The organism is Brevibacillus reuszeri (assembly GCF_002897295.1).
GTDB classification, from domain to species: Bacteria; Bacillota; Bacilli; order Brevibacillales; family Brevibacillaceae; genus Brevibacillus; species Brevibacillus reuszeri_A.
In genome coordinates this window covers 49,430-69,688 of sequence record NZ_BEXF01000010.1, presented here as the reverse complement: position 1 = coordinate 69,688, position 20,259 = coordinate 49,430, and the positions used below count along the sequence as shown (strand labels likewise).

Here is a 20,259-nt window from a genome sequence, read left to right as displayed (position 1 = left end):
TAGGCAGGCTCCAATGAGGTGGATACGATACAAAAATCGTCTCCACTCTTTTTTGGGAAGATAGAATCTCAACTGATTTTCAGACAGCGAGAGGAGTACTTTTGTGCAAAAAGCGAATCATGTAGAAGAAACAAAATCAACACAGATCAAAACACTTGTCGGGTCCATACTGGGGTATGCAGCAGAAGGCTTGGACATGCTTTTATTGGCTTTTGTACTCGTTTTTATTATCGATGAATTCGGTTTATCTCCTGTCCAAGCAGGAAATCTTACTCTTGTAACGACGATAGGTATTTTGATTGGTTCTTATTTATTTGGCTTTCTCGCGGATATTTACGGACGCATTCGCATTTTTACGTTAACGATTTTACTTTTTTCCATTGCTACAGCATTAACTTACTTCGCAACCGACTATTCGCATCTGATGATTCTTCGCTTTTTGGTCGGTCTCGGCGTCGGTGGAGAATTTGGAATCGGGATGGCGGTAGTAACAGAGACATGGTCTAAAAAGCAACGGGCCAAAGCGACTTCGGGTGTAGCACTCGGATGGCAGCTTGGTGTACTCGCTGCCTCGGTATTGCCAGCTATCATTGTTCCGACTTTTGGATGGCGCGCAGTCTTTCTGTTTGGACTATTGCCTGCACTGCTTGCCGCTTATGCACGCTTTGGTCTAAAGGAGCCAGAAATCTGGAAAAGCAAAAACGAATACAAAAAGCATTTACAGAAAAAGGCGGCAGAAGGAACGCTTACGGCTGATGAGGAAAAAGCTCTGAAGCAAATGACTACGTTCCCTCTACGTAAACTGTTTGCAACCAAAAAGCTAACCATTGCTACAATCGGACTCATCATCATGTCCTTTATTCAAAACTTCGGTTACTATGGTATCTTTTCATGGATGCCTACCGTGCTCGCGCAAAAATACGGATACACCTTGGCTAAAGCAAGTGGCTGGATGCTGATTTCCACGATCGGTATGCTGATCGGAATTATGGTGTTCGGTATTCTCGCTGATAAAATTGGTCGCAAAAAGACGTTTTCGATTTACTACATCGGGGGAACAATCGCATGTGTGCTGTACTTCTTTGTTTTTACCGATGAATCGGTACTGCTGTGGGGGAGCGCCCTCTTAGGGTTCTTTGTAAACGGAATGATGGGCGGCTTTGGAGCAGTGCTTGCGGAAAACTACCCGGCAGAGGCACGTTCCACAGCAGAAAACTTTATTTTTGGTACAGGCCGCGGTCTGGCAGGCTTTGGACCAGCCATCATCGGGATGCTGAGTGTTGGTGGAAACATCATGGGAGCGATGTCGTTGGTATTCCTCGTCTACCCAATTGGTCTCTTGGTTATGCTGACAATGGTGCCAGAGACAAAAGATGTAGAATTGGACTAATAAAGCCTGGTGGCTGGTTAATCGCCACACAAAGAAGGAAGCGATCTCTCCAGTGATTCATGATTGGAGGGGGTCGTCTTTTTTGTTTTCGTGGGAATAACCAACTGTTCAACGAAAATAAAGAATTAGACCGGAGCACCTAATGTTAATAGGAGTTCCGGTCTTCTACAGCACTACTGACATACCCAAGACCACTAAAAGACTTGATCATTCATTGGCTCCCAGCCTCGGTAAGCGATTGCTTTTTCGCTTGCCCCAAGGTTTTTTGACCGATATCAACACTACGGTTACCAATAAAATTAATTGGCCTGCACCGAAAAGTAAAAGCATAAGCCGGTCATGCAAATAAGCAGTGTTGTTAAGAGCATTCAGACGTTCAGTTAACGTAATAGTAATTGCATCCTGAACCCAAATGTTCAGTACACCTCCTGAGGCGATAAGTATCAACGCGATCACTTCTTTAGAAATAATCCAATAATATTTCGTTAACCCCCAATGTGTCCGCACTGACAGGACAATCCCCGTAATAACAACTCCCAATGCGCCTGGAATAATGAGAGCCAAGTCAAAAATATGCATGAAAGAATGAGCCGCGTACAGGAACTCTCCGTTCGACGTCAGGTGAATCAGAACAATCATTACAATCTGAGTAAAGCCTCCTCCGATCCACATCGCAGTAAACAGCAAATGGGAAATGAGCCACCAGCTTTTTTGATTTTGCGTTAATTTTCTGGACATTCCTTACACTCCTTTTTTCGGTCAGCCGAAAAATGATATAATGGGTCCATGTAACTTATCTCCTGAAATAAGAAATTTATCTCGCGAGATAAGATAATTATAAACAGGGGGATTCTCTTGTGTCAACAAACGAAAGGGAAAATCTGCTCCATATCTTCAATGAACAGTTGCGGCATTTTAGTACGGATACTATTTTGTTTCACCAAGCTGTGGCCGAAAAGCTCGGATTAAACTCGACGGACCATAAATGCTTGGACATTATATTGCGGAATCAGCCGATAACAGCGGGGAAACTTTCGGATTTGACGGGGCTGACGACAGGAACGGTTACGGGAGTTATTGACCGCCTAGAAAAAGCGGGTTATGTGTTCCGTGAAAAGGATCAGGAAGATCGCAGAAAAGTGATGGTCCGCGTCCACACGAAAAAGGCAGAGAGCGAAATCATGTCGCATTTGCAATCGTTCGGACATTCGATGAAAGAGATGCTTGAGCAGTATGATAACGAACAAATCAAGTTCCTCTTTGACTTTTTTGAAAGGAGCCGGGATATTCTCCTGAACGAGACCTTGAAGCTAAAAAAATAAAAAATGACACATATCAGGCCATCCTTTAGCGGATGGCCTGATTATAATATTTGCTGCACACCAGCCAGTCTGAGCATTTTGCCGAGGATCGTTTAGACGTGTAATTGCACACCCTCGGAATAATAGAATGCTTCGATATCTCATATTACAAGATTTTCTTGCGCCATTAAGAAAGCTACTTTTGCCCTTGCTTCCTGTATCCGTTCACGAAATAACCCAGAAGCTGATCATCAGACTGTGTCCAAGCTCGAGTGTAGGTGTCAGCTAATTCAGCTTGAATCGCACCTTTGTCACCACAATGCAGCATGACGGCATGAGCCATTTGTTTCATCTCGGTCATTTCCTGTTGGAACTGGCTTTTCGGCATGGGAGCTCCGTGGGATTCTACATAGGTATCGGCATCAAATGCTTCAATTTTGTCCATCAGCTCTAAAAATGAGGTAGGGGTATAGCTCCATTCACAAGCGTAAATATCGGGTGCCAAGCAATCACCGAGGAAAAGCGTTTTTGCCTCTTTGACATACAAAACAATCGAGTCTTGCGCGTGGTCTCCACCTACGTGCTGCAAAATGCAGGTGACCTGCCCCAAATCGATTTCCAGTCGCTCCTCAAAAACAACGGTAGGAGACACAATGGATATCTCACTGCGGAGAAGTCCGGGCAGCTCCTTTTTGATCATTTCCGCGCAAAAGGAAATCTCTATCCCTTCCTCTACGCGCTGATCAAGGGCCTCGTCGGTCCAAGCGAATTCAGCGAGCTTTTCCATCTCGTATTTTGTTTGTACATGTGCGATGGAAGGCAGATTCATATAGCTCAATCCGAAAATATGATCCCAGTGCCAATGTGTCAGCACCACCATACTTGTACGTGGAAGCTCATAGGCTGACAACCCTTTAAGAAAAAGGGAGGCATGAGCAGGGGAGTTTCCAGCGTCCATAATAAGCGTGCGGTCCGTGCCAGATATGGCGGCTAGAATCGGGCGATCTGTATCATGATTGGCAGGCAGATAGAGAATATGCTCATGCAGCCGAGTGATTTCTTGTTTTTCACTGGACTGCACACCCTGACTGGAAGGGACTGTGGAGGTTAACATAGAGTAATAACGAATGGGTTTCCCCAGCTGCTTCGCGTACGCGATTTCTTTCGAGGTACTGCTCCCGATATACTCACCAACGTCAATGACCACAATCTCATCGGCCATTTCAATTTTTTTCGCATGAATTTTTTCAAACAGTGCTTCCTGCTCGGAGGTAACAGCGATGCCCTCGCTTTGCTCGAAGAACCCTACGCTAATCACGATGTTTCCTTGCAAGGTGAGAGTCGCTTCCATTTCACGAAATTGTTTCTTGAATCGGGTTGATCCACATAAAGTGATGACGCGCAATTAGGCTCGCTCCTATCTGAGGTTCAATGTCTTACTTAGATCATTAGAGATGCTTGTAGAAAAATCCTTCTCCTATCATTTTCATTTAGGGAATATTGACAGGCCTCTCAGTATTCTATAATCTGGAAATATTTAAATGAAAGATTCTGGACGAAATAAAGAGGAGGACGTATGAAACTTTACGATATTTCACGCCCACTGAAACGAGGAATGCCAACCTGGCCAGGCGATACACCATTTCAATATGAAGTAAGCTGGCCGAAATCTGATAGTGGCTCTGTGAATGTAGGCAAGCTGACGATGAGCATCCACACGGGAACTCACGTAGATGCCCCGTTTCATTTCGACGACGAAGGCAGAAAAATAACGGATCTCGACCTGAACTTATACGTAGGGCAAGCGAAACTCGTTGACGTAGCAGGCAGGACGAGCATCGGTGCAGATGATTTGGCCAATATTGATCTGACAGGCATTACACGTCTGTTGTTGCGCACGTCCTCCTGGAGTGACCCCGACCAGTTTCCAGAATCGATTTGCTATCTACGACCGGATCTTGCTCCCTTTCTCGCTGAAAAAGGGATTCGGTTGATTGGCGTAGATGTTCCTTCGGTAGATCCGCTCGATAGCAAAGAATTGCCTGCCCACCATGGATTACACCAGAACGATATTCATATTTTAGAAGGCTTGTGGCTGGGGGATGTAGAGCCAGGCATTTATGAGCTGATCGCTCTCCCGCTGCAAATTGAAGAAGCAGACGGCAGTCCGGTACGAGCAGTTCTTCGTGGCTGAACCAGTTGTCCTGCATTTCAGAAAGAAAAAGCGAAAAACCGTCCATGCCATGTACGGCGTGAACGGTTCTTCTTTCTATACTCAACTTACGATCTACTTGATTTGCAATAGCGGCGAGGTTTTTTCAATGACATCCCACGCCATACCCCGAGCTTTGAGTCTATCCAAAAAGGGGATGGGATCAATCAGCTCAGGAGGGATGCAGCCCGTAGTGGTCAAAAGCCCCTCCGCAATCATGTCCACAGCAACAACAGGTGGGATTCCTGTTTGCCAGATCGTCGCCTGGAATTCGGTTTTATAAAAAACCTCGTCATGATTCGCGATCGTGTAGACGTAAACTTCTTTTCGCTTGTTATCCTTTCTGCCCTTGACGAGTGCGCCGACGCTGGAGTATCCGTGAATTTTTCCGGCGAGATCAACCGGCTTTGGCATCGACGTCACGACAACATCACGAGGGGATACACGCACGCCTTTGACCTCAATCTCCTCGTCACTGTCCAACCCCAAATAGCGCAGCACTTTTAATGTGTTTACAAAGTCGGGATGCAGCGCGTATTTGAAATCGACATATTTGCAGCCTTTGGCACGGCCAATCGTTTCCCCTAATGTCGTAGCCTCTTCGTGCTCTACGTTATAGCAGTCCAGCCAGCCAATCGGCTCTGGGAACTCAAACTCTTCCTTATTGGCGAAAGGGGATGGAAAATATTGCTCTCCTTGGTCAGCTGTCCAATAGTTCGGTTTGGCCAGACACTCCTGGATTGCCGTCTGCGGACTGAAATAGGAGCAAAAGCCGTCGTAATCCACAACCGAATTGTCGCCGTCCCGAATCAGAATGGCATCCACCTCGTCCAGCTGGTCAACAGCGTAGCGGGCGGCAATGTTGGAAAAACCTGGATCGCATCCAAGCCCCATGATCCCGAGAATTCCGGCAGCGCGGAACTGATCATTCCAGGAAAGCTGTTTTCGCAGCCATTGTGGACCGGATGAGGCGGTGTCAATATAATGTGTTTTTGTATTCAAGCAAGCCTTCATCACATCAAAATTGTTTTCTGGCAGCCCGATATGAAGCAGCAAATCAATGTCGCCGAGTATGGCCTGCACGCTAGATACATCGCGGGCATCCACCCGTTTTACCTGAATCTCCACATCTGTTTCCCTGCGCAGCTCTGCAGCTAGCTCCTCCGCAGGACCGATCGAAATATCAGCTAATACCAGCTTCGTTACATAACGAGATTTGATCAGTTCACATGCGCTTACTTGTCCGACTCCACCAACGCCTACGATTGCGACTCTCATAGAGTCCTCCTCCCTGATGGGCAAATCGACTATCTTCGCATTCGGAACAACCATTTTTCCAGAAACAATTCCTTGTGAGCAAGACAATCCATCACTTCAGAAATAGTTGTCGCCGTGCTGACACCATAGCGGCTGTGTTCTGGAGGGCGTAATCTCAAATTCAATTTCATGGATACCTCCTTGGTAAAAAAGAATGGGATTAGTATCTATGTATATGATTCGCCCCAGACGTCCCATGCGCAAAGAGCGTATGAAAAACATGTAAATGACCTGCTTGATAATAGGCTTATTTTCTCTAATAATAACGATGTATAGATCGAGCTGCGAAGAAAGCTATGCCAAGAAGGAAAAGGGAGAACATCGATGGAAGCAATGACGATTGTGCTGTTTGGTGCAACAGGTGACTTGGCAAAACGAAAAATATTCCCGGCCCTGTTCAACCTGTATGTCGATCATAAGCTGCCGGCCTCTTATTCGATCGTGGGGGTAGGCAGAAGAAGCTATGCGGATGCTGATTTTTTGCAAAGCATAGAGCAATCTATCCGCGAGGTGGTACAGAGTAGGGAGATTCCACCCAGTACAAGCCAGGCATTTTTGTCTGCCATCCGCTACGTAGCAGTTGACGTGACGAAAAAAGAAGCGTATCAGGCATTACATGATCTCGTCGTGTCGCGCGAACTGGAAGCGAGTCTTCCGCAAAATCGCTTATTTTATTTGTCTGTAGCTCCAGAGCTATTCGACATAATTGCCATGAATATAAAGGCGAGCGGGCTTGGAGATACGGCAGGCTGGAAAAGACTGATCATCGAGAAACCGTTTGGGCATGATCTGCAATCAGCGGAGGCTTTGAATAACAAGCTTAGTGCGTCCTTTACAGAAGAAGAAATCTATCGAATCGATCACTATTTGGGAAAGCCTATGGTCCGCAATCTGGAAGCACTCGAATTTGCAAACCCCATTTTTCAAGCAATCTGGAGCAACCAATATATCGCTAACGTTCAAATCATTGCAAGCGAAACGGTCGGTGTAGAAGAAAGAGCCGGGTATTACGACCACGCCGGCGCACTCCGAGACATGGTGCAAAACCACATGCTGCAGCTGCTTATGATGATCGCCATGCATTTGCCAAATCGCATGAATGCAAAGGAAATTCGCAAGGAAAAGCGAAAAGTGATGGAAGCGTTACGCCCGATGACAAAAGAGGAAGTATTGAGGAGCGTCGTTCGCGGGCAGTATCGCGCAGGGGAGATTCATGGGCAGAATGTCGTTGGGTACAGGGACGAGCCTGGGGTAGGGACGCTTTCGATGACGGATACGTTTGTCGCTCTGCGGGTTTGGATTGACGACCCACTCTGGTCAGGCGTTCCCTTCTATATACGTACAGGCAAGCGGATGAAAGAAAAAGTAACGAAAATCGTGATTGAGTTTAAAAATTCGCTGGACTACCCAGGGCAGCAAGCAATGGCACCGAATCTGCTCATTATCAGCATAGATCCAGAGGAAGGCATCTCTTTGCAGGTGAATCAGAAAAATACAGCTCACAACGGCAAGCTAGAGCCAGTCACCGTCGATTTTTTAGCAGATACGGACAGAGCCCCAGAAGCTTATGAGCTGTTGCTTCATGATGCATTGCGAGGTGACGCGACCTATTTTGCACATTGGCTGGAGGTCAAGCTGGCGTGGAAGTGGGTAACGCCGATTTTGGAGGCATTTGCACAAAATCTGCTTCCCTTGCATTCTTATCCAGCGGGTTCATATGGTCCACAGGAGTCCGCAGCGTTATTGCAAGAGCATGGGTTTTCGTGGTGGCAGGACGAGGAATGTAAGTCTGAAGTGCTGGGCGTACTCTCATGATCAGAAAAAAAGGTGGCGATGAAAAATGAAGGTCGGCTTAATCGGGTTGGGCAAAATGGGCTTGAATCTCGGACAAAACCTGCTGGAGCATCATCACCAGGTCGTTGCATTCGATGTCAATACGTACAATGTTGAACAGCTGGAGCGGGATGGAGCTATTGGAGCAGCGAGTCTACCCAGTCTTATTGAAGCATTGGAAGCTCCGAGGATAGTCTGGGTGATGGTTCCACATGAAGTGGTGGATACCGTGCTCGAAGAAATCACGCCCTTGCTATCTGAGGGCGATATTGTCGTTGAAGCAGGGAATTCCCACTACAAGGAGTCTATCCGCAGGTACGAGCGGTTAAAAACGTTCGGAATTCGCTACATGGATGCTGGAACCTCGGGAGGCGTAGAAGGGGCACGTCACGGCGCATGCTATATGGTCGGGGGAGACAGGGAAGCATGGGAGCTGGTAGAGCCGCTTTTTCGGGATACGGCTGTCGAAAATGGATATCTGTATGCGGGGAAAGCTGGCAGCGGGCACTTTCTGAAAATGGTTCATAACGGAATTGAATACGGAATGATGGCAGCGATCGGAGAAGGCTTCGAGGTGTTGGAAAAAAGTGAGTTTGAATACGATTATGAAAAAGTAGCACAAGTATGGAATCACGGCTCAGTCATTCGTTCTTGGCTGATGGAGCTGACTGGACGCGCTTTTTCCAAGGATGCTACGCTCGATGGCATCAAAGGAGTCATGCATTCATCAGGAGAAGGTAAATGGACGGTTGAAACCGCATTGGACCTGCAGGTAGCAACACCTGTGATAGCGATGTCGCTGTTGATGCGTTACCGCTCCCTAGAGACAGATACGTTCACTGGCAAAGTAGTTGCTGCCTTGCGCAATGAGTTCGGGGGACATGCCGTCGAGAAAAATGAAAAAGCGTAAAGGGGAGTGGTCAGGATGCGATTTGGCGTCATCGGAACAAACTGGATCACCGAAGAGTTTATACGTGCAGGCCAGGAGGTAGAAGGCTTTTCGCTGGGAGCTGTTTATTCTCGCACGATCGACCGCGCCAAGGAATTCGCAGAGCTATTTGACGCTCCGCATGCTTTTACAGACATCGACGAAATGGTAGCAAGTAATGCCATTGACGCCGTCTATATTGCTAGCCCCAATTCCTTTCACGCTGAACAGGCCAGCCAATGCATGAATCATGGGATGCATGTGCTGTGCGAGAAACCGTTTGCCTCCAATATAGCCGAGGTAGAAGCGATGATTCAGGCAGCCAAAAAGAACGATGTGCTACTCATGGAGGCAGTGAAATCAACGCTTGCGCCAAATTTTTTCGCCATACAGGAAAATCTGCACAAGCTGGGGAAAATCCGCCGCTATGCTGCGAGCAACTGTCAGTATTCATCACGCTATGACGCTTACAAGGAGGGGACGGTTCTTCGTGCTTTTGACCCGCTTTTTTCTAACGGGGCGCTGATGGACATCGGTATTTACTGTCTATATCCATTGGTCGTATTGTTTGGCGAACCGACCGGAATCAAAGCCGAGGGGATTTTGCTCGAATCAGGAGTAGATGGAGAAGGAAGCATCCTGCTGAAGTATGCGGAGCATGATGCCGTGATCAGCTACTCCAAGATTACGACCTCCTACCTTCCTGCAGAAATACAGGGCGAAGAAGCCACCATGGTAATCGATAAAATCAATCATCCGCAAAAGGTGGAAATTCGTTATCGGGATGGACGAATCGAAGACGTAACGAGAGCGCAAACACCGAAAACCATGCATTATGAAATCAGAGAATTCATTCGCCTGTTCCAAGCAGGTAAGAAGGAATCAGCGACAAATTCTCACGCTGCCTCACGAGCTACGATGCAGATCATGGACGAAGCAAGAAGACAGATTGGACTTGTTTTTCCAGCAGACCAGCGGGGAGGGAATCAGGGATGAAAATGTACGATGTAACCGGGGCGATTTTTGAAGGAATGACGGTTTACAAAAACAAGCCGGAAAAGCAACCGAGCTTTAAAACGGTCACGAATGGCTACGTAACAGAATCGAGAATCGAGTTGGATGTTCATACGGGTACACATGTAGATGCCCCTCTTCACATGGTGACGAATGGAGAAACAATGGAGAGTATTCCGCTAGACAAACTGGTCGGAATGTGCAAGGTACTGGACCTCACTCATCTGGAGGAACAAATCACACGGGCAGATCTGGAGCAGCTTGAGCTTCAGAAAAATGACTTCGTTTTGTTTAAAACGAAAAATTCGTTTGAGGAGGCTTTTTCCTTTACGTTCGTGTACTTGGCAGAAGACGGAGCGGATTACTTGGTGCAATTGGGCGTACGCGGGATCGGGACTGATGCACTGGGGATTGAACGAAGTCAGGAAGGTCATCCCACGCACAAAAAACTGTTTGCCGGAAATGTAATCGTTATGGAAGGATTGCGATTGCAGGAGGTACCCCAAGGGGAGTATTTCATGGTAGCAGCTCCTCTCAAGCTCATCGGTACAGACGCTGCTCCAGCAAGAGTGCTACTGTTTGAAGGAATAACTGTTTAATCAAGAAAAAATGAAACAAAGAAACCAGTCCAATTGTAGTGTTTCGGACTGGTTTCTGCTGTTGTCTCGGACCTACTGGTGGCTGTCTATTTCTTTTGATATCTGGATGAGTCCTCTGATGCCTTCTCTCATTTGTTGGTCATTTAAATACGAGTAGCTCAAGCGTATCCAAGAAGTGAATTCTCGGAGCGGATCACAGATGGAGCCAGGAACAAATGTAATGGATTGCTCGATGGACTTTTTGAGGAGAAGATTCATGGGAGTCGATTCGGGCAGCTTTATCCATAAATTAAAGCCACCAGGCGGGCTGGACCATTCCCAGCCAGTAACAGACAATTCTTCTTCCATAATATCTTTGCGCATGGCGAGAGCAGTCCGTAGCTTCGCCAAATGCTGCTGCATCCGTGCGGAAAAGAAGTAGTGCAAGAAAATCTTTTGATTAAGCAGCGGCGCACCACTGTCTGACAGTGATTTCGCCTTGATGAGATAATCCATGTAAGCAGGGCGACAAGCAACAGCAGCAATACTCAGACCGGGAGCTACGTACTTGCTGAAGCTACGGATATAAATAACATATCCTGCCGTGTCATAGGAAAAAAACGGAGGGGGAGGCTCCTCTTCAAAATAAATATCGCGTCCAGGGTCATCCTCGATCAAAAGACAGTGATATTTTTCAGCCAGCTCCACCAATCTCTTCCGTTGCTCAGCCGGTACAACATAACCCGTAGGATTGTGAAAGGTAGGATTGAGGTAAAAAAGTCGCGGCTTATATTGCTGCATGATATTCTCAACCTGCTCCAAGTCATAGCCGTATGGCTGAATCTCGACAGGAATGGTAGTAGCGCCTTGGCGCCTGAATACATCAATGGCTGGACTGTAAGTAGGTCGTTCAAGTAGGACGACATCTCTATTTTTAACCAGGACTCTTGCAACCAAATCGATCGCTTCCTGAGAGCCGGATGTAATCAGTAGCTCGTTGGGGGAGAGAAAGAAGTGATTACGTGTGGTAAAATAGCGGCAAAGAGCCTCGCGCAGTTCCAAGTCTCCCTGTGTCGTAGAATAAGTACCGAGCACTTTTGGATACAAATCAAATACTTTTTTGATATACTCTGAAAAATAAAGATTAGGCAGTAGGTTCGGGTCAAGCAAGGCTTTGGAAAATTGATAGGTTGCCTGTACTTGATGAATTTCGGAGAGATGGCTCTTGTGCACGTAAGCCGAAACGATAGGATCATTTGGCGAAGCCGCCTGAAGCATACAGTTTGGCAAAACGTAATAGCCAGATTTATCTTTTACAGACACATGCTGATTTTGCTTGAGCAATTGATAAGCCTTAAAAACCGTGAGCCGATGTACGTTCAATTCGTTAGCCAACGCTCGTACGGAGGGAAGCTTTTCGTTTGCTGTCCATTCTCCGCGCCGAATTCGTTCGAGTACGTAATCATAAACCTGCTCGAACAGCTTATCTGACAAAGCGCCAGATGAAACCTCCCTTTTCATATACGCCCACCCTCCTTTCCACTAGTATAGCTGACTCCATCTACAATCTGTTCTGTTATATTTTATCTGTTCTATTCCTCTCCGCTTATGATGGTCAAAAGGAGGAGTAGGAATGATACTGTTCAATTACATCGTGATGTGTCTAATCTTCGGGACCACTTTTTTGGCAATCAAGATCGGGATTGATGCTGGGGCACCGCCTTTTTTCTCAGCGGGAGTTCGGTTTTTCCTTGCAGGTGTGATTCTATTTTCCATCATGGTGTGGAAAAGAAAAGCTAGCATATCACTGCTATTTAAAAAAGAGATGTTTCTAACTGGCTTTGCTTTGACATTCGGGGTTTTTGCGACTTTGTATTGGGCGGAGCAGTATTTGAGCTCAGGAATTGCAGCGGTGCTATCAGCAACAGCACCACTCATGATTTTGCTGCTTCAAACCACGATTACTAGACAAAGCCTTCCCGCTGTAGCCTGGATCGGCTGCTTGATAGGGTTTGCGGGTGTGCTTTTGATGCTGTTGCCAGGGCTTACCGTTACATTCAGTACAGTCTGGCTGCTTGGATGTCTCGTTGTTCTTTTTGGCCAAGTTTTTTATTCTGCTGGTACTGTATATTCACGTCGTGTCATTCAGCGTTTTCAAGATAGTTCGCCTATTGCTTTGAACGCAGCCCAGATGATGTACGGTGGAGCGCTGCTGCTTATTTTGTCGCTGTTCACAGAGAATGTGAACGTCCAATCGATGGTAACGCCAGCTGCAATCGTCTCCCTGTTTTATTTAATCGTCGTCGGATCGATGATGGGACATACGATCTTCTACTGGCTCGTAGCAAAAACGAATCCTGTTTTCCCTGCAACGTGGCTCTACATCTCGCCATTAATTGCTCTTACTCTGGGGGTCATTTTGTATCATGAGCCATTATCAATACTGTCATTGGCAGGAGGAATCACTATTATCGGCGGAATAATTTTGATCAACGTAAATAGCTTGAAGCAGTTGTTGGATAAGAAGCCAAGCATGTTGGGGAAAGCAAGCCATCACCGGTGAAAAAATGAAAAGGGAAGTCTAAGAAGGAAAGGGAAGGGGAGGAATGGTCCCTTTCCTTTTTTACATGTGGATTTCTAAATGGAACTGAAAATTGGTTGAATTCCTCAATCCTTACGCCTGTACCACAAAAGATTTCTCATCATATAACTAATAGAAAGTTGCAGGTAGAAAGGACAGATAGCTTCGAAAATAAATAACTGCCGAGTACGCCCAGTATAGGGACAAACCCAGAGCAAGCGTCAGATGTTTTTTTATTTCGGGAAAAGGGAATGAGAGCATGTCAAAGAAGAATATTTATGATTACATCGTCATTGGTGCTGGTACTGCTGGAGGGGTCATCGCCAAAAAATTATCAGATGATAAACGAACATCGGTACTAGTGCTTGAAGCAGGAACCAATATGTCGACTGAGCTAGGCAGTGGCTCCATTGAAGTGGCAATTAATTTAGCCAGCGATAATAAATTTGCATTTAACATTGTATCAAAAATCGAGCAAATCCTTGGACGTCCACTTCTTTCACAAAATGGCCGGGTGATTGGGGGCAGCTCAGAAGTTAATGACATGTATGCAGTTCGCGGCAGTAGAGAGCTTTACAACGAATGGGCAGAGCTCGTAAAAGGTGACCAGTGGAGCTACAATCAGATTCGTTCCTTGTTTATAGAAAATGAAACCTACACAGGTGCGACACAAAACTCGGAAGAGCGAGGAACTCAAGGTCCTATTTTTGTTAGGCAACAGATTATTCCTCCTGGTGGGCTGATCCAAACCTTGACTAACGCAACCGCAAAGGTTTTGGACATCGATATTGTCGAGGATTATAATACTGGCATCAGAGATTGTACATTTTACAAATCTCAATATACCCAACAGCTGAAAAATGGCAAATTTGTCCGTTCATCGACGGCTACCGGATATTTAGATGACAGTATTGTAAGTCAAGGGGATCAGTTCAATCCAGATGAATTTGGGGTTGGGCGAAGAAAGTTGCTCATTCTTGCCAAAACGACCGTAAACAAAATTTTATTTAAGAAAAAACGAGGCGTACACATTGCGATTGGGGTAGACTTTGTCAGGAACGGTGTTTCGCAGAGAATGTATGCACGAAAAGGGATTATCCTCTCTGCGGGCTTTTTCTCCTCAGTCATTCTGCAACGGTCAGGAATTGGAAATCCCTGTGATTTGGCTAAAGCAGGTATACAAACATTGATTGAGAGCCCCAATGTTGGCTACAACCTGCAAACGCATGCTTATGTTGGACTGGGAGTAAGGGTAGATACATCCCAACTTATTCCGATATTGGCAGCTGATCCTGACCAGCCCATTATACTTGGTGCCATGAAAGCAGAGAACCCGGATAGTCTGGAAGGGCGTCGCCTTCAATTGTTCGGAGCCCCTGTGCCATTGTTTCTCCCAAATCAGGTAGTACTCAGCAATGGTTGGGATTTTAATATAGCCAGCGGTACCAATGTCATGAGTTTCGGGATTTTAGACCTTAACCCAAGAAGCACGGGTACGATTTTGGCGGCACATAGCGATCCAGAGGCTCTCCCATCGCTCGTTTTCAATCCGTTGCAAAATCCTGATGATCTCAGATTTTTGATCGATCAATATATAAACATGTACAACATTATCGTGGAAGCCCGAAATACGCCTAACAGCGGAATACATGAGGTGGTATATCCTCCAGAAAATATCTTCACTATACCAGATGAGGCAGAAAAACGACTGCAGCTTGAGGCTTTTGTCAGAGCATCGTATTCGAACTTCTTTCATTTTGGAGGGCACTGCAAAATGGCGCAGACGATTCAAGAAGGGGTCGTAGACGGATTCCTCAATGTCTTTGGCACGAAGAATTTGAAGGTTGCGGATATCTCCATTTCGCCCATTTTACCAGATGGTAACACTTCTATGCCTGCTCAGATGATCGGATTAAACGCTGTAAGATTTATTCAAAATAATCCTAACCCTTACGTGGTAGATGATGATGAGCTAGAAGATTATGATGAAGATTAGTGTTTAATCAGATTGAAGACGCGGTAAGGAGTATGATACTCCTCGCCGCGTTTTTTGCTTGACCTCGTTCTACTGGTTTTGATCTAAATAATAATCAATGCATTCATCAAGCGCTATGTTCATGTCCTTAAAGGAGAAGCCAGCGGCAGTCGCTTTTGTCATCAGCATGGAGAGAGAACCGCCAACGTCATAGGGAGAGCGAGATTGGGGATCGTTCGGCTCTACGATGGTAGTGCTTTTAATAGCATGTGCAGCCTCACCCATGCGATTGAGCAGCTCCTGTACGGACAAATCGCCTGATGATCCCGCATTGTATGGGCCAACTAGTTTTTCTTTTGCAGCAAAATGCAAGAAACGGCCAGCATCCTCAGAAGTAATAAAGCTGAGGCGATCCTTGGGATTGGAGTGTCCGATTGGTTCTCCATTCATGACCCGGCGTACATGGAACTGAAAGCGGCCTGTATAGTCATCTGGCCCGATTACGAGGGGAAAGCGCACTGTTGTAGCGGAAAACGATGCTGTTTGGAACAAGACGGCCTCTGCCTGGCGTTTTGCTTCGCGATACCCTGACATACCTGTGTAATCTTTGCGTGAGCGCAGCAGGATCGGATAAGTATATGGATCATAATTCGTTTCCAGCTTATTTACTCCGTAGTCGTATACCGCCATCGTAGAGGTGAATACATAGTGTCCGACTCTGTCACTGAGCACCTCGATTACATCCGCAACCTCAATTGGCGAATAGCACGTTTGGTCAAACACGAAGTCCCAGTATGTATCTGTCGAAGAAAAGGCCGCTTGCAAGGTTTGTTTGTCTTCGCGGTCAAGCTGAAGTCGATGAACCTGCTCACCAAAGGAGTCAGGCGTTTTTCCACGCGTCGCAATCGTCACTTCATAATCCGCATCCAATAAATTTTGTACCAGTCGTTTTCCGAAAAATTGTGTACCGCCAAGCACCAGTGCTTTTTTCATGACGAGCGCACCCTTCCGATCAAAATATTTTTATTAAAAGACTTCCTTTATCATAATTGAATTATTTAGACTTTTCAACTTATATAGATGACTCTACCACCTGAAATGGTATAATCTTGTAGTACAAAACCAAGGAGGATGACATCATGCTCAGTAGACCTACTCCCGATGAACACGGAAGCTATTATTCGCTTTATATTGACAAGGTAACAGAAGGCGATTTGTTTGCGATCCTGGTAGAGCAATTGAAAAATACAGTCGCTCTGTTATCCTCCCTTGACGATGCGCAGACGGATTACCGCTATGCACCAGGCAAATGGTCAGTCAAAGAAGTTTTGGGGCATATCAGCGAAACGGAGCGGATCATGTGCTATCGTTTACTGCGTGTCGCTCGCGGCGACCAAACGCCTTTGGCCGGTTTTGATGAAGAAGCCTTCGTGCGAACAGGCTGTTTTCATGCACGCAGCATGACTGATTTGCTGGAAGAGTTTACATCCGTGCGTCAAGCCACGCTTACCTTGTTACGTGGTGTGCCGGAGGAGGCCTGGACGCGAACAGGAAATGTGAATAATGGCGTGCTGTCTGCCAGAGCGTTGGCTTATGTCCTCGCAGGTCACGAAAAGCATCATGTCCAAGTGCTGCAAGAAAGATATTTATCGGCACAAGCATAATTAAACAAACCGGACTCACTCGCTAGCTGCCTTTTTACAAGGTGGCTTTTTCAGATTGGCAGACCATAATAGCAAGAATGAAGATGAATCTGTGATCGATTCTTGGTAAAGTGGGAGACAAAACAGGACGGGAGGGGAAGAGAATGGAGCAGCTCCAGCTGACCTTTGATGAAAAATGGGAGATCATTCTTGCATGTGACCGTGCATACGATGACGTATTCCTCACGGCGGTCAAAACAACCAAAATCTACTGTCGGCCTTCATGTCGATCCCGCAAGCCAAAGAAAGAAAACGTCCTATTCTACGTAGATAAAAAGGAAGTAGAAGCGGCAGGCTATCGCGCGTGCAAAAGATGTCAGCCTGATTTAAATCAGACACCGCAGTTGAGCGTTGTCCAAAGTGTGAAGACATTTTTGATTGACTCCTACAAGCAAAAAGTCGTACTTGATGATATTGCGAGGCATGTAGGCATGAGTACCTTTTACCTGGATCGATTATTTAAGCAGCATACATCGGTGACGCCTCGCTCTTATTTGGAGAAAATTCGCGTAGATAAAGCGGCTCATCTGATTCATACAACCGACTTATCGAACTTGGAAATATGCTATGAGGTAGGATTTCAGAGTCCATCGCATTTTTATCAGGCATTTCGCAAAGGAAAGCTGTGCTCCCCGGGAGAATATCGCAAAAAGGCAAAGTAGGAAGGAGGCAAGCTGATGCCTGTGGAAACGATGGAAATCGCAGTACCCGATTGTTTTTCTTTCTATGAATGCTTGAGCTTTTTGGGGAGATCCGACCATGAGGTATTGCATCGCATCGAGAATGGCTGCTTGTATAAAGCATGGATGGTGCAGGGGGAGGCTTTGCTGCTCAAGATAAGCGCAGCTACGGCCCAAAGTCCTCGAAAGAGCCAAATGCTGCGAATTGAATTTCTCGTTGGGACACCTTCCGATAAGATACGCCAGGAAGTGATGATCTACCTGGAGCAATTATTTGATTGGAAGCGTGATTTGACGCCTTTTTATGAACAGGTAAAGCAGGATGAGATTATGCGGCCGCTTGTAGAACGCTACTACGGCTTGCGGATTGTTGGCATCCCGGATTTGTTTGAAGCACTGACGTGGGCGATCATTGGTCAGCAAATTACGCTCAGCTTTGCCTATACAATGAAAAAACGCTTTGTCGAGCAGTTTGGCGAGAAGGTAATGTACGCAGGAGAAGCGTATTGGCTCTACCCAACGTTTCAGACTGTAGCTTCCCTACAGGTAGATGACCTGCGAGCACTTCAATTTACCACCAGAAAAGCGGAGTACGTGATTGGAATTGCTCAAAAAATGGCGTCAACCGAACTGACAAAAGAAAAACTGCTTGCCATGCAAGAGCCAGGGCAGATGCATGCAGCCCTCACATCCATTAGAGGTGTGGGGGCATGGACGGCCGACTACGTCATGATGAAATGCTTGCAGCAGGCTTCTGCTTTTCCGATTGCCGATGTAGGCTTGCATAACGCGCTGAAAATCCAGCTTGGCTGGCAGGAAAAACCGTCGCTTGCACAAATCAGGCAGATGGCCCTGAAATGGAAGGGCTGGGAAGCATATGCTACGTTTTATTTATGGAGGTCACTGTATGAAGACATTACATAAACTGGACTACCCATCGCCAATCGGGGTGCTGGAGATCATCGGGACAGAAGAGGCCATTCACTCGATCATGTTTGCAGAAAGAGAAGTGCCCCTACCTGCGGAGAACAAGGAGGAGATACCGCAAGTATTATGGGACTGCTACAGGCAGCTCGACGAATATTTCCAGGGGTTACGAAGCGAATTTTCATTTCCGATCTCAATGGCGGGGACAAGCTTTCAAAAAAGCGTTTGGAATATTTTAGAGACGATACCGTATGGAGCGACGACCTCATATTCGGCGATTGCCCAGACTATCGGTAATGAAAAAGCAGTGCGGGCAGTTGGCAATGCGAATGGCAAAAATCGCTTGAGCATCGTCATTCCTTGTCATCGAATCGTCGGAGCAAATGGCAGCTTAACTGGCTATGCGGGTGGATTGTGGAGAAAGGAATGGCTTTTGCAGCACGAAAAAACACATGCCGCTCCCAAAAATATCGAAAGTGAGCAAAATAAATCTACTGGACAAGGGTGAAAACTACATAATTGGGAACAGGTTCCTTGGGAGATACAAAAATCCAAGGATTTTGCGGATGTTTTCTTTTCTGCTTTTCTCTGGCATTTCTCACGTTCGATTCGATCGTGAGAAGTGCCTTTTTGCGTTGGGCTAAAACGATTAGGCAAGGAAATAATGAGAGGACAAGCACAAACAGATTGGGGGGGGGAATCATGAACGAGCTGTTCATTTGTCAATGGTGTGGCTATGTAGAAGAAATCGTCATTTCGGATGAGAGTGCCCCTGGCTTGCTCCAATGCTCGTGTTGTTGCAAGGAGGAGGTAGATCGTTTATTTGCGGAGTAAAAGACGCTACTATCGTTTCATTGGGCCCAAATATTCACAAACTGTTCACTTATGAAGACCATCCCCCAATCCTTATGATTAAGAGCGTAATAAAGAAGGGATGATGGAAATTGCCAACAACGAAGAAAGAAAGTGTTTATTTTGGGCTGATGATGTGCTTTGGGATGGTTTTATTTATGACCTCCTATCATTTATGGACGAATGGATTGCTCGGTATGATTTCGCTAAAAGAATTACTCATCCAGTTTATTCAGGTATTTATGATCGCTTTTTTACTGGAATCATTCATCGTCGGTCCAATCGCAAAGAAAATAGCTTTTGCACTGCCATATGACAAGTCAAAGAAAGGACTTGTGATTTTGTCCATGGCATTTTTTATGGTGTGTGGAATGGTTCTTTTCATGTCTCTTTACGGCTTGGGAACTGCCTACTATTTTCACAGCATAGATGGTGAATCCTTACTCGCGAGTTACTTTTCTATGGTTTGTAAAAACTTTGTTTTTGCTTTTCCTCTGCAGCTTCTCATAGTAGGACCGATTGTTCGATACTTGTTTGCAAGATTTGTTCAGAGAAAAGCAATCACTATCAGGCGTTTTTCATAGTCATGAAAGTAATTGTAGACAAAAGTCAAAAAAAGGTGATACGATACCTTCAATCTTAAAAACAGATGGGAGATTAGATTTTATGCTTAAGCTTATTATCGCAAATTAAATTCGAATGAATTTAATAGGAGGGCTATTCTATCATTCATGGATCGGTTTGTTTGATATGCCCTTTTGCGATAATGAAGAGAAGCGATATAATGTCTAATCTATATAAGCAGAAAATAAATGGTTGTAATCAGGACAAAGGCAGGCGCTTGCTTTTTGCTGGTTCACATTATTTTTGCTTATACAAAGACTTTATGAGTTTATTCTCATGAAGTCTTTTTCTGTTTTTAGGAGGTGATCATCTGATAAATATACATGCCATGTACGAGAGTGTTT

Annotated in this window: 21 protein-coding genes; 15 read left to right on the top strand and 6 right to left on the bottom strand. The window is 45.8% G+C overall.

Annotated features, from left to right (window positions below; all coding sequences use genetic code 11):
• Positions 1–103: 103 nt before the first annotated feature.
• Positions 104–1,390 (top strand): MFS transporter, encoded by a 1,287-nt coding sequence (locus C3B52_RS17110; protein ID WP_103107620.1) that lies wholly within the window; start codon positions 104–106, stop codon positions 1,388–1,390.
• A gap of 207 nt (positions 1,391–1,597) precedes the next feature.
• Here C3B52_RS17110 and C3B52_RS17105 read toward each other — a convergent pair whose 3' ends face one another.
• Positions 1,598–2,128, bottom strand: a complete 531-nt coding sequence (locus C3B52_RS17105; protein WP_103107619.1) for a hypothetical protein — start codon at positions 2,126–2,128, stop codon at positions 1,598–1,600.
• A gap of 119 nt (positions 2,129–2,247) precedes the next feature.
• Between C3B52_RS17105 and C3B52_RS17100 the strand changes: the two genes are divergently transcribed.
• Positions 2,248–2,712: a MarR family winged helix-turn-helix transcriptional regulator gene (locus tag C3B52_RS17100; RefSeq protein WP_103107618.1), complete on the top strand. Its 465-nt coding sequence runs from the start codon at positions 2,248–2,250 to the stop codon at positions 2,710–2,712.
• A gap of 175 nt (positions 2,713–2,887) precedes the next feature.
• On the opposite strand, the gene C3B52_RS17095 is transcribed toward C3B52_RS17100, so the two are convergent.
• Positions 2,888–4,096: an MBL fold metallo-hydrolase gene (locus C3B52_RS17095; RefSeq protein ID WP_103107617.1), complete on the bottom strand. Its 1,209-nt coding sequence runs from the start codon at positions 4,094–4,096 to the stop codon at positions 2,888–2,890.
• Positions 4,097–4,267: 171 nt separating this feature from the next.
• On the opposite strand from C3B52_RS17095, the gene kynB reads away from it, so the two are divergent.
• The gene (gene kynB, locus C3B52_RS17090; RefSeq protein WP_103107616.1) at positions 4,268–4,885 is read left to right on the top strand and encodes an arylformamidase; all 618 of its coding nucleotides are present in this window, start codon (positions 4,268–4,270) and stop codon (positions 4,883–4,885) included.
• A 93-nt stretch (positions 4,886–4,978) separates the two neighbouring features.
• Here the strand turns inward: kynB and C3B52_RS17085 are convergent, their stop codons facing one another.
• Together C3B52_RS17085 and C3B52_RS37815 are read right to left on the bottom strand one after the other, a co-directional pair.
• On the bottom strand, positions 4,979–6,181 hold the full coding sequence (locus C3B52_RS17085) for a saccharopine dehydrogenase family protein (RefSeq protein WP_103107615.1): 1,203 nt from the start codon (positions 6,179–6,181) through the stop codon (positions 4,979–4,981).
• Between the two features lie 29 nt (positions 6,182–6,210).
• On the bottom strand, positions 6,211–6,345 hold the full coding sequence (locus C3B52_RS37815; RefSeq protein ID WP_268811892.1) for a hypothetical protein: 135 nt from the start codon (positions 6,343–6,345) through the stop codon (positions 6,211–6,213).
• A 199-nt stretch (positions 6,346–6,544) separates the two neighbouring features.
• Here C3B52_RS37815 and zwf point away from each other — a divergent pair, with 199 nt between their 5' ends.
• From zwf to C3B52_RS17065, 4 genes are read left to right on the top strand one after another with little or no spacing between them, the layout of a single operon-like run.
• Positions 6,545–8,035: a glucose-6-phosphate dehydrogenase gene (zwf, locus tag C3B52_RS17080; protein ID WP_103107614.1), complete on the top strand. Its 1,491-nt coding sequence runs from the start codon at positions 6,545–6,547 to the stop codon at positions 8,033–8,035.
• A gap of 25 nt (positions 8,036–8,060) precedes the next feature.
• Positions 8,061–8,963, top strand: a complete 903-nt coding sequence (gene gnd, locus C3B52_RS17075; RefSeq protein WP_103107613.1) for a phosphogluconate dehydrogenase (NAD(+)-dependent, decarboxylating) — start codon at positions 8,061–8,063, stop codon at positions 8,961–8,963.
• A 15-nt stretch (positions 8,964–8,978) separates the two neighbouring features.
• Positions 8,979–9,977 carry a Gfo/Idh/MocA family protein gene (locus tag C3B52_RS17070; protein ID WP_103107612.1) on the top strand — a complete coding sequence of 333 codons (999 nt, stop codon included), beginning with the start codon at positions 8,979–8,981 and terminating at the stop codon, positions 9,975–9,977.
• Complete coding sequence (locus C3B52_RS17065) at positions 9,974–10,594, top strand: cyclase family protein (RefSeq protein ID WP_103107611.1); 621 nt, start codon at positions 9,974–9,976, stop codon at positions 10,592–10,594. The genes C3B52_RS17070 and C3B52_RS17065 overlap by 4 nt, the downstream gene beginning before the upstream one ends.
• Before the next feature lie 72 nt (positions 10,595–10,666).
• Here C3B52_RS17065 and C3B52_RS17060 read toward each other — a convergent pair whose 3' ends face one another.
• The gene (locus C3B52_RS17060) at positions 10,667–12,094 is read right to left on the bottom strand and encodes an aminotransferase-like domain-containing protein (RefSeq protein WP_103107610.1); all 1,428 of its coding nucleotides are present in this window, start codon (positions 12,092–12,094) and stop codon (positions 10,667–10,669) included.
• 112 nt (positions 12,095–12,206) lie between these two features.
• Here C3B52_RS17060 and C3B52_RS17055 point away from each other — a divergent pair, with 112 nt between their 5' ends.
• A complete protein-coding gene (locus C3B52_RS17055; RefSeq protein ID WP_103107609.1) occupies positions 12,207–13,136 on the top strand; it encodes a DMT family transporter in 930 nt (309 codons plus the stop codon).
• A 277-nt stretch (positions 13,137–13,413) separates the two neighbouring features.
• Complete coding sequence (locus C3B52_RS17050) at positions 13,414–15,150, top strand: GMC family oxidoreductase (protein WP_103107608.1); 1,737 nt, start codon at positions 13,414–13,416, stop codon at positions 15,148–15,150.
• Between the two features lie 69 nt (positions 15,151–15,219).
• On the opposite strand, the gene C3B52_RS17045 is transcribed toward C3B52_RS17050, so the two are convergent.
• On the bottom strand, positions 15,220–16,122 hold the full coding sequence (locus tag C3B52_RS17045; protein WP_103107607.1) for an NAD-dependent epimerase/dehydratase family protein: 903 nt from the start codon (positions 16,120–16,122) through the stop codon (positions 15,220–15,222).
• A 146-nt stretch (positions 16,123–16,268) separates the two neighbouring features.
• On the opposite strand from C3B52_RS17045, the gene C3B52_RS17040 reads away from it, so the two are divergent.
• From C3B52_RS17040 to C3B52_RS17020, 6 genes are all read left to right on the top strand, one after another.
• Positions 16,269–16,793: a DinB family protein gene (locus tag C3B52_RS17040; RefSeq protein WP_103107606.1), complete on the top strand. Its 525-nt coding sequence runs from the start codon at positions 16,269–16,271 to the stop codon at positions 16,791–16,793.
• 143 nt (positions 16,794–16,936) lie between these two features.
• The gene (locus C3B52_RS17035; protein ID WP_103107605.1) at positions 16,937–17,494 is read left to right on the top strand and encodes a bifunctional transcriptional activator/DNA repair enzyme AdaA; all 558 of its coding nucleotides are present in this window, start codon (positions 16,937–16,939) and stop codon (positions 17,492–17,494) included.
• A 15-nt stretch (positions 17,495–17,509) separates the two neighbouring features.
• On the top strand, positions 17,510–18,436 hold the full coding sequence (locus tag C3B52_RS17030; protein ID WP_201264903.1) for a DNA-3-methyladenine glycosylase family protein: 927 nt from the start codon (positions 17,510–17,512) through the stop codon (positions 18,434–18,436).
• The gene (locus C3B52_RS17025; protein WP_103107603.1) at positions 18,420–18,947 is read left to right on the top strand and encodes a methylated-DNA--[protein]-cysteine S-methyltransferase; all 528 of its coding nucleotides are present in this window, start codon (positions 18,420–18,422) and stop codon (positions 18,945–18,947) included. Before C3B52_RS17030 ends, C3B52_RS17025 begins: the two co-directional genes overlap by 17 nt.
• A 194-nt stretch (positions 18,948–19,141) precedes the next feature.
• Entirely contained in the window at positions 19,142–19,273 is a 132-nt protein-coding gene (locus C3B52_RS37810; RefSeq protein WP_268811891.1) for a hypothetical protein, read from the top strand.
• A 110-nt stretch (positions 19,274–19,383) separates the two neighbouring features.
• Positions 19,384–19,875: a hypothetical protein gene (locus C3B52_RS17020; protein ID WP_103107602.1), complete on the top strand. Its 492-nt coding sequence runs from the start codon at positions 19,384–19,386 to the stop codon at positions 19,873–19,875.
• The last annotated feature ends 384 nt before the right edge of the window (positions 19,876–20,259 follow it).

Coding starts and splice junctions, on each gene's coding strand:
- C3B52_RS17105 (WP_103107619.1), bottom strand. CDS start 2,128: ATGTCCAGAAAATTAACGCAAAATCAAAAAAGCTGGTGGCTCATTTCC.
- kynB (WP_103107616.1), top strand. CDS start 4,268: ATGAAACTTTACGATATTTCACGCCCACTGAAACGAGGAATGCCAACC.
- C3B52_RS17085 (WP_103107615.1), bottom strand. CDS start 6,181: ATGAGAGTCGCAATCGTAGGCGTTGGTGGAGTCGGACAAGTAAGCGCA.
- zwf (WP_103107614.1), top strand. CDS start 6,545: ATGGAAGCAATGACGATTGTGCTGTTTGGTGCAACAGGTGACTTGGCA.
- gnd (WP_103107613.1), top strand. CDS start 8,061: ATGAAGGTCGGCTTAATCGGGTTGGGCAAAATGGGCTTGAATCTCGGA.
- C3B52_RS17070 (WP_103107612.1), top strand. CDS start 8,979: ATGCGATTTGGCGTCATCGGAACAAACTGGATCACCGAAGAGTTTATA.
- C3B52_RS17065 (WP_103107611.1), top strand. CDS start 9,974: ATGAAAATGTACGATGTAACCGGGGCGATTTTTGAAGGAATGACGGTT.
- C3B52_RS17060 (WP_103107610.1), bottom strand. CDS start 12,094: ATGAAAAGGGAGGTTTCATCTGGCGCTTTGTCAGATAAGCTGTTCGAG.
- C3B52_RS17055 (WP_103107609.1), top strand. CDS start 12,207: ATGATACTGTTCAATTACATCGTGATGTGTCTAATCTTCGGGACCACT.
- C3B52_RS17050 (WP_103107608.1), top strand. CDS start 13,414: ATGTCAAAGAAGAATATTTATGATTACATCGTCATTGGTGCTGGTACT.
- C3B52_RS17045 (WP_103107607.1), bottom strand. CDS start 16,122: ATGAAAAAAGCACTGGTGCTTGGCGGTACACAATTTTTCGGAAAACGA.
- C3B52_RS17040 (WP_103107606.1), top strand. CDS start 16,269: ATGCTCAGTAGACCTACTCCCGATGAACACGGAAGCTATTATTCGCTT.
- C3B52_RS17035 (WP_103107605.1), top strand. CDS start 16,937: ATGGAGCAGCTCCAGCTGACCTTTGATGAAAAATGGGAGATCATTCTT.
- C3B52_RS17030 (WP_201264903.1), top strand. CDS start 17,510: ATGCCTGTGGAAACGATGGAAATCGCAGTACCCGATTGTTTTTCTTTC.
- C3B52_RS17025 (WP_103107603.1), top strand. CDS start 18,420: ATGAAGACATTACATAAACTGGACTACCCATCGCCAATCGGGGTGCTG.
- C3B52_RS37810 (WP_268811891.1), top strand. CDS start 19,142: ATGAACGAGCTGTTCATTTGTCAATGGTGTGGCTATGTAGAAGAAATC.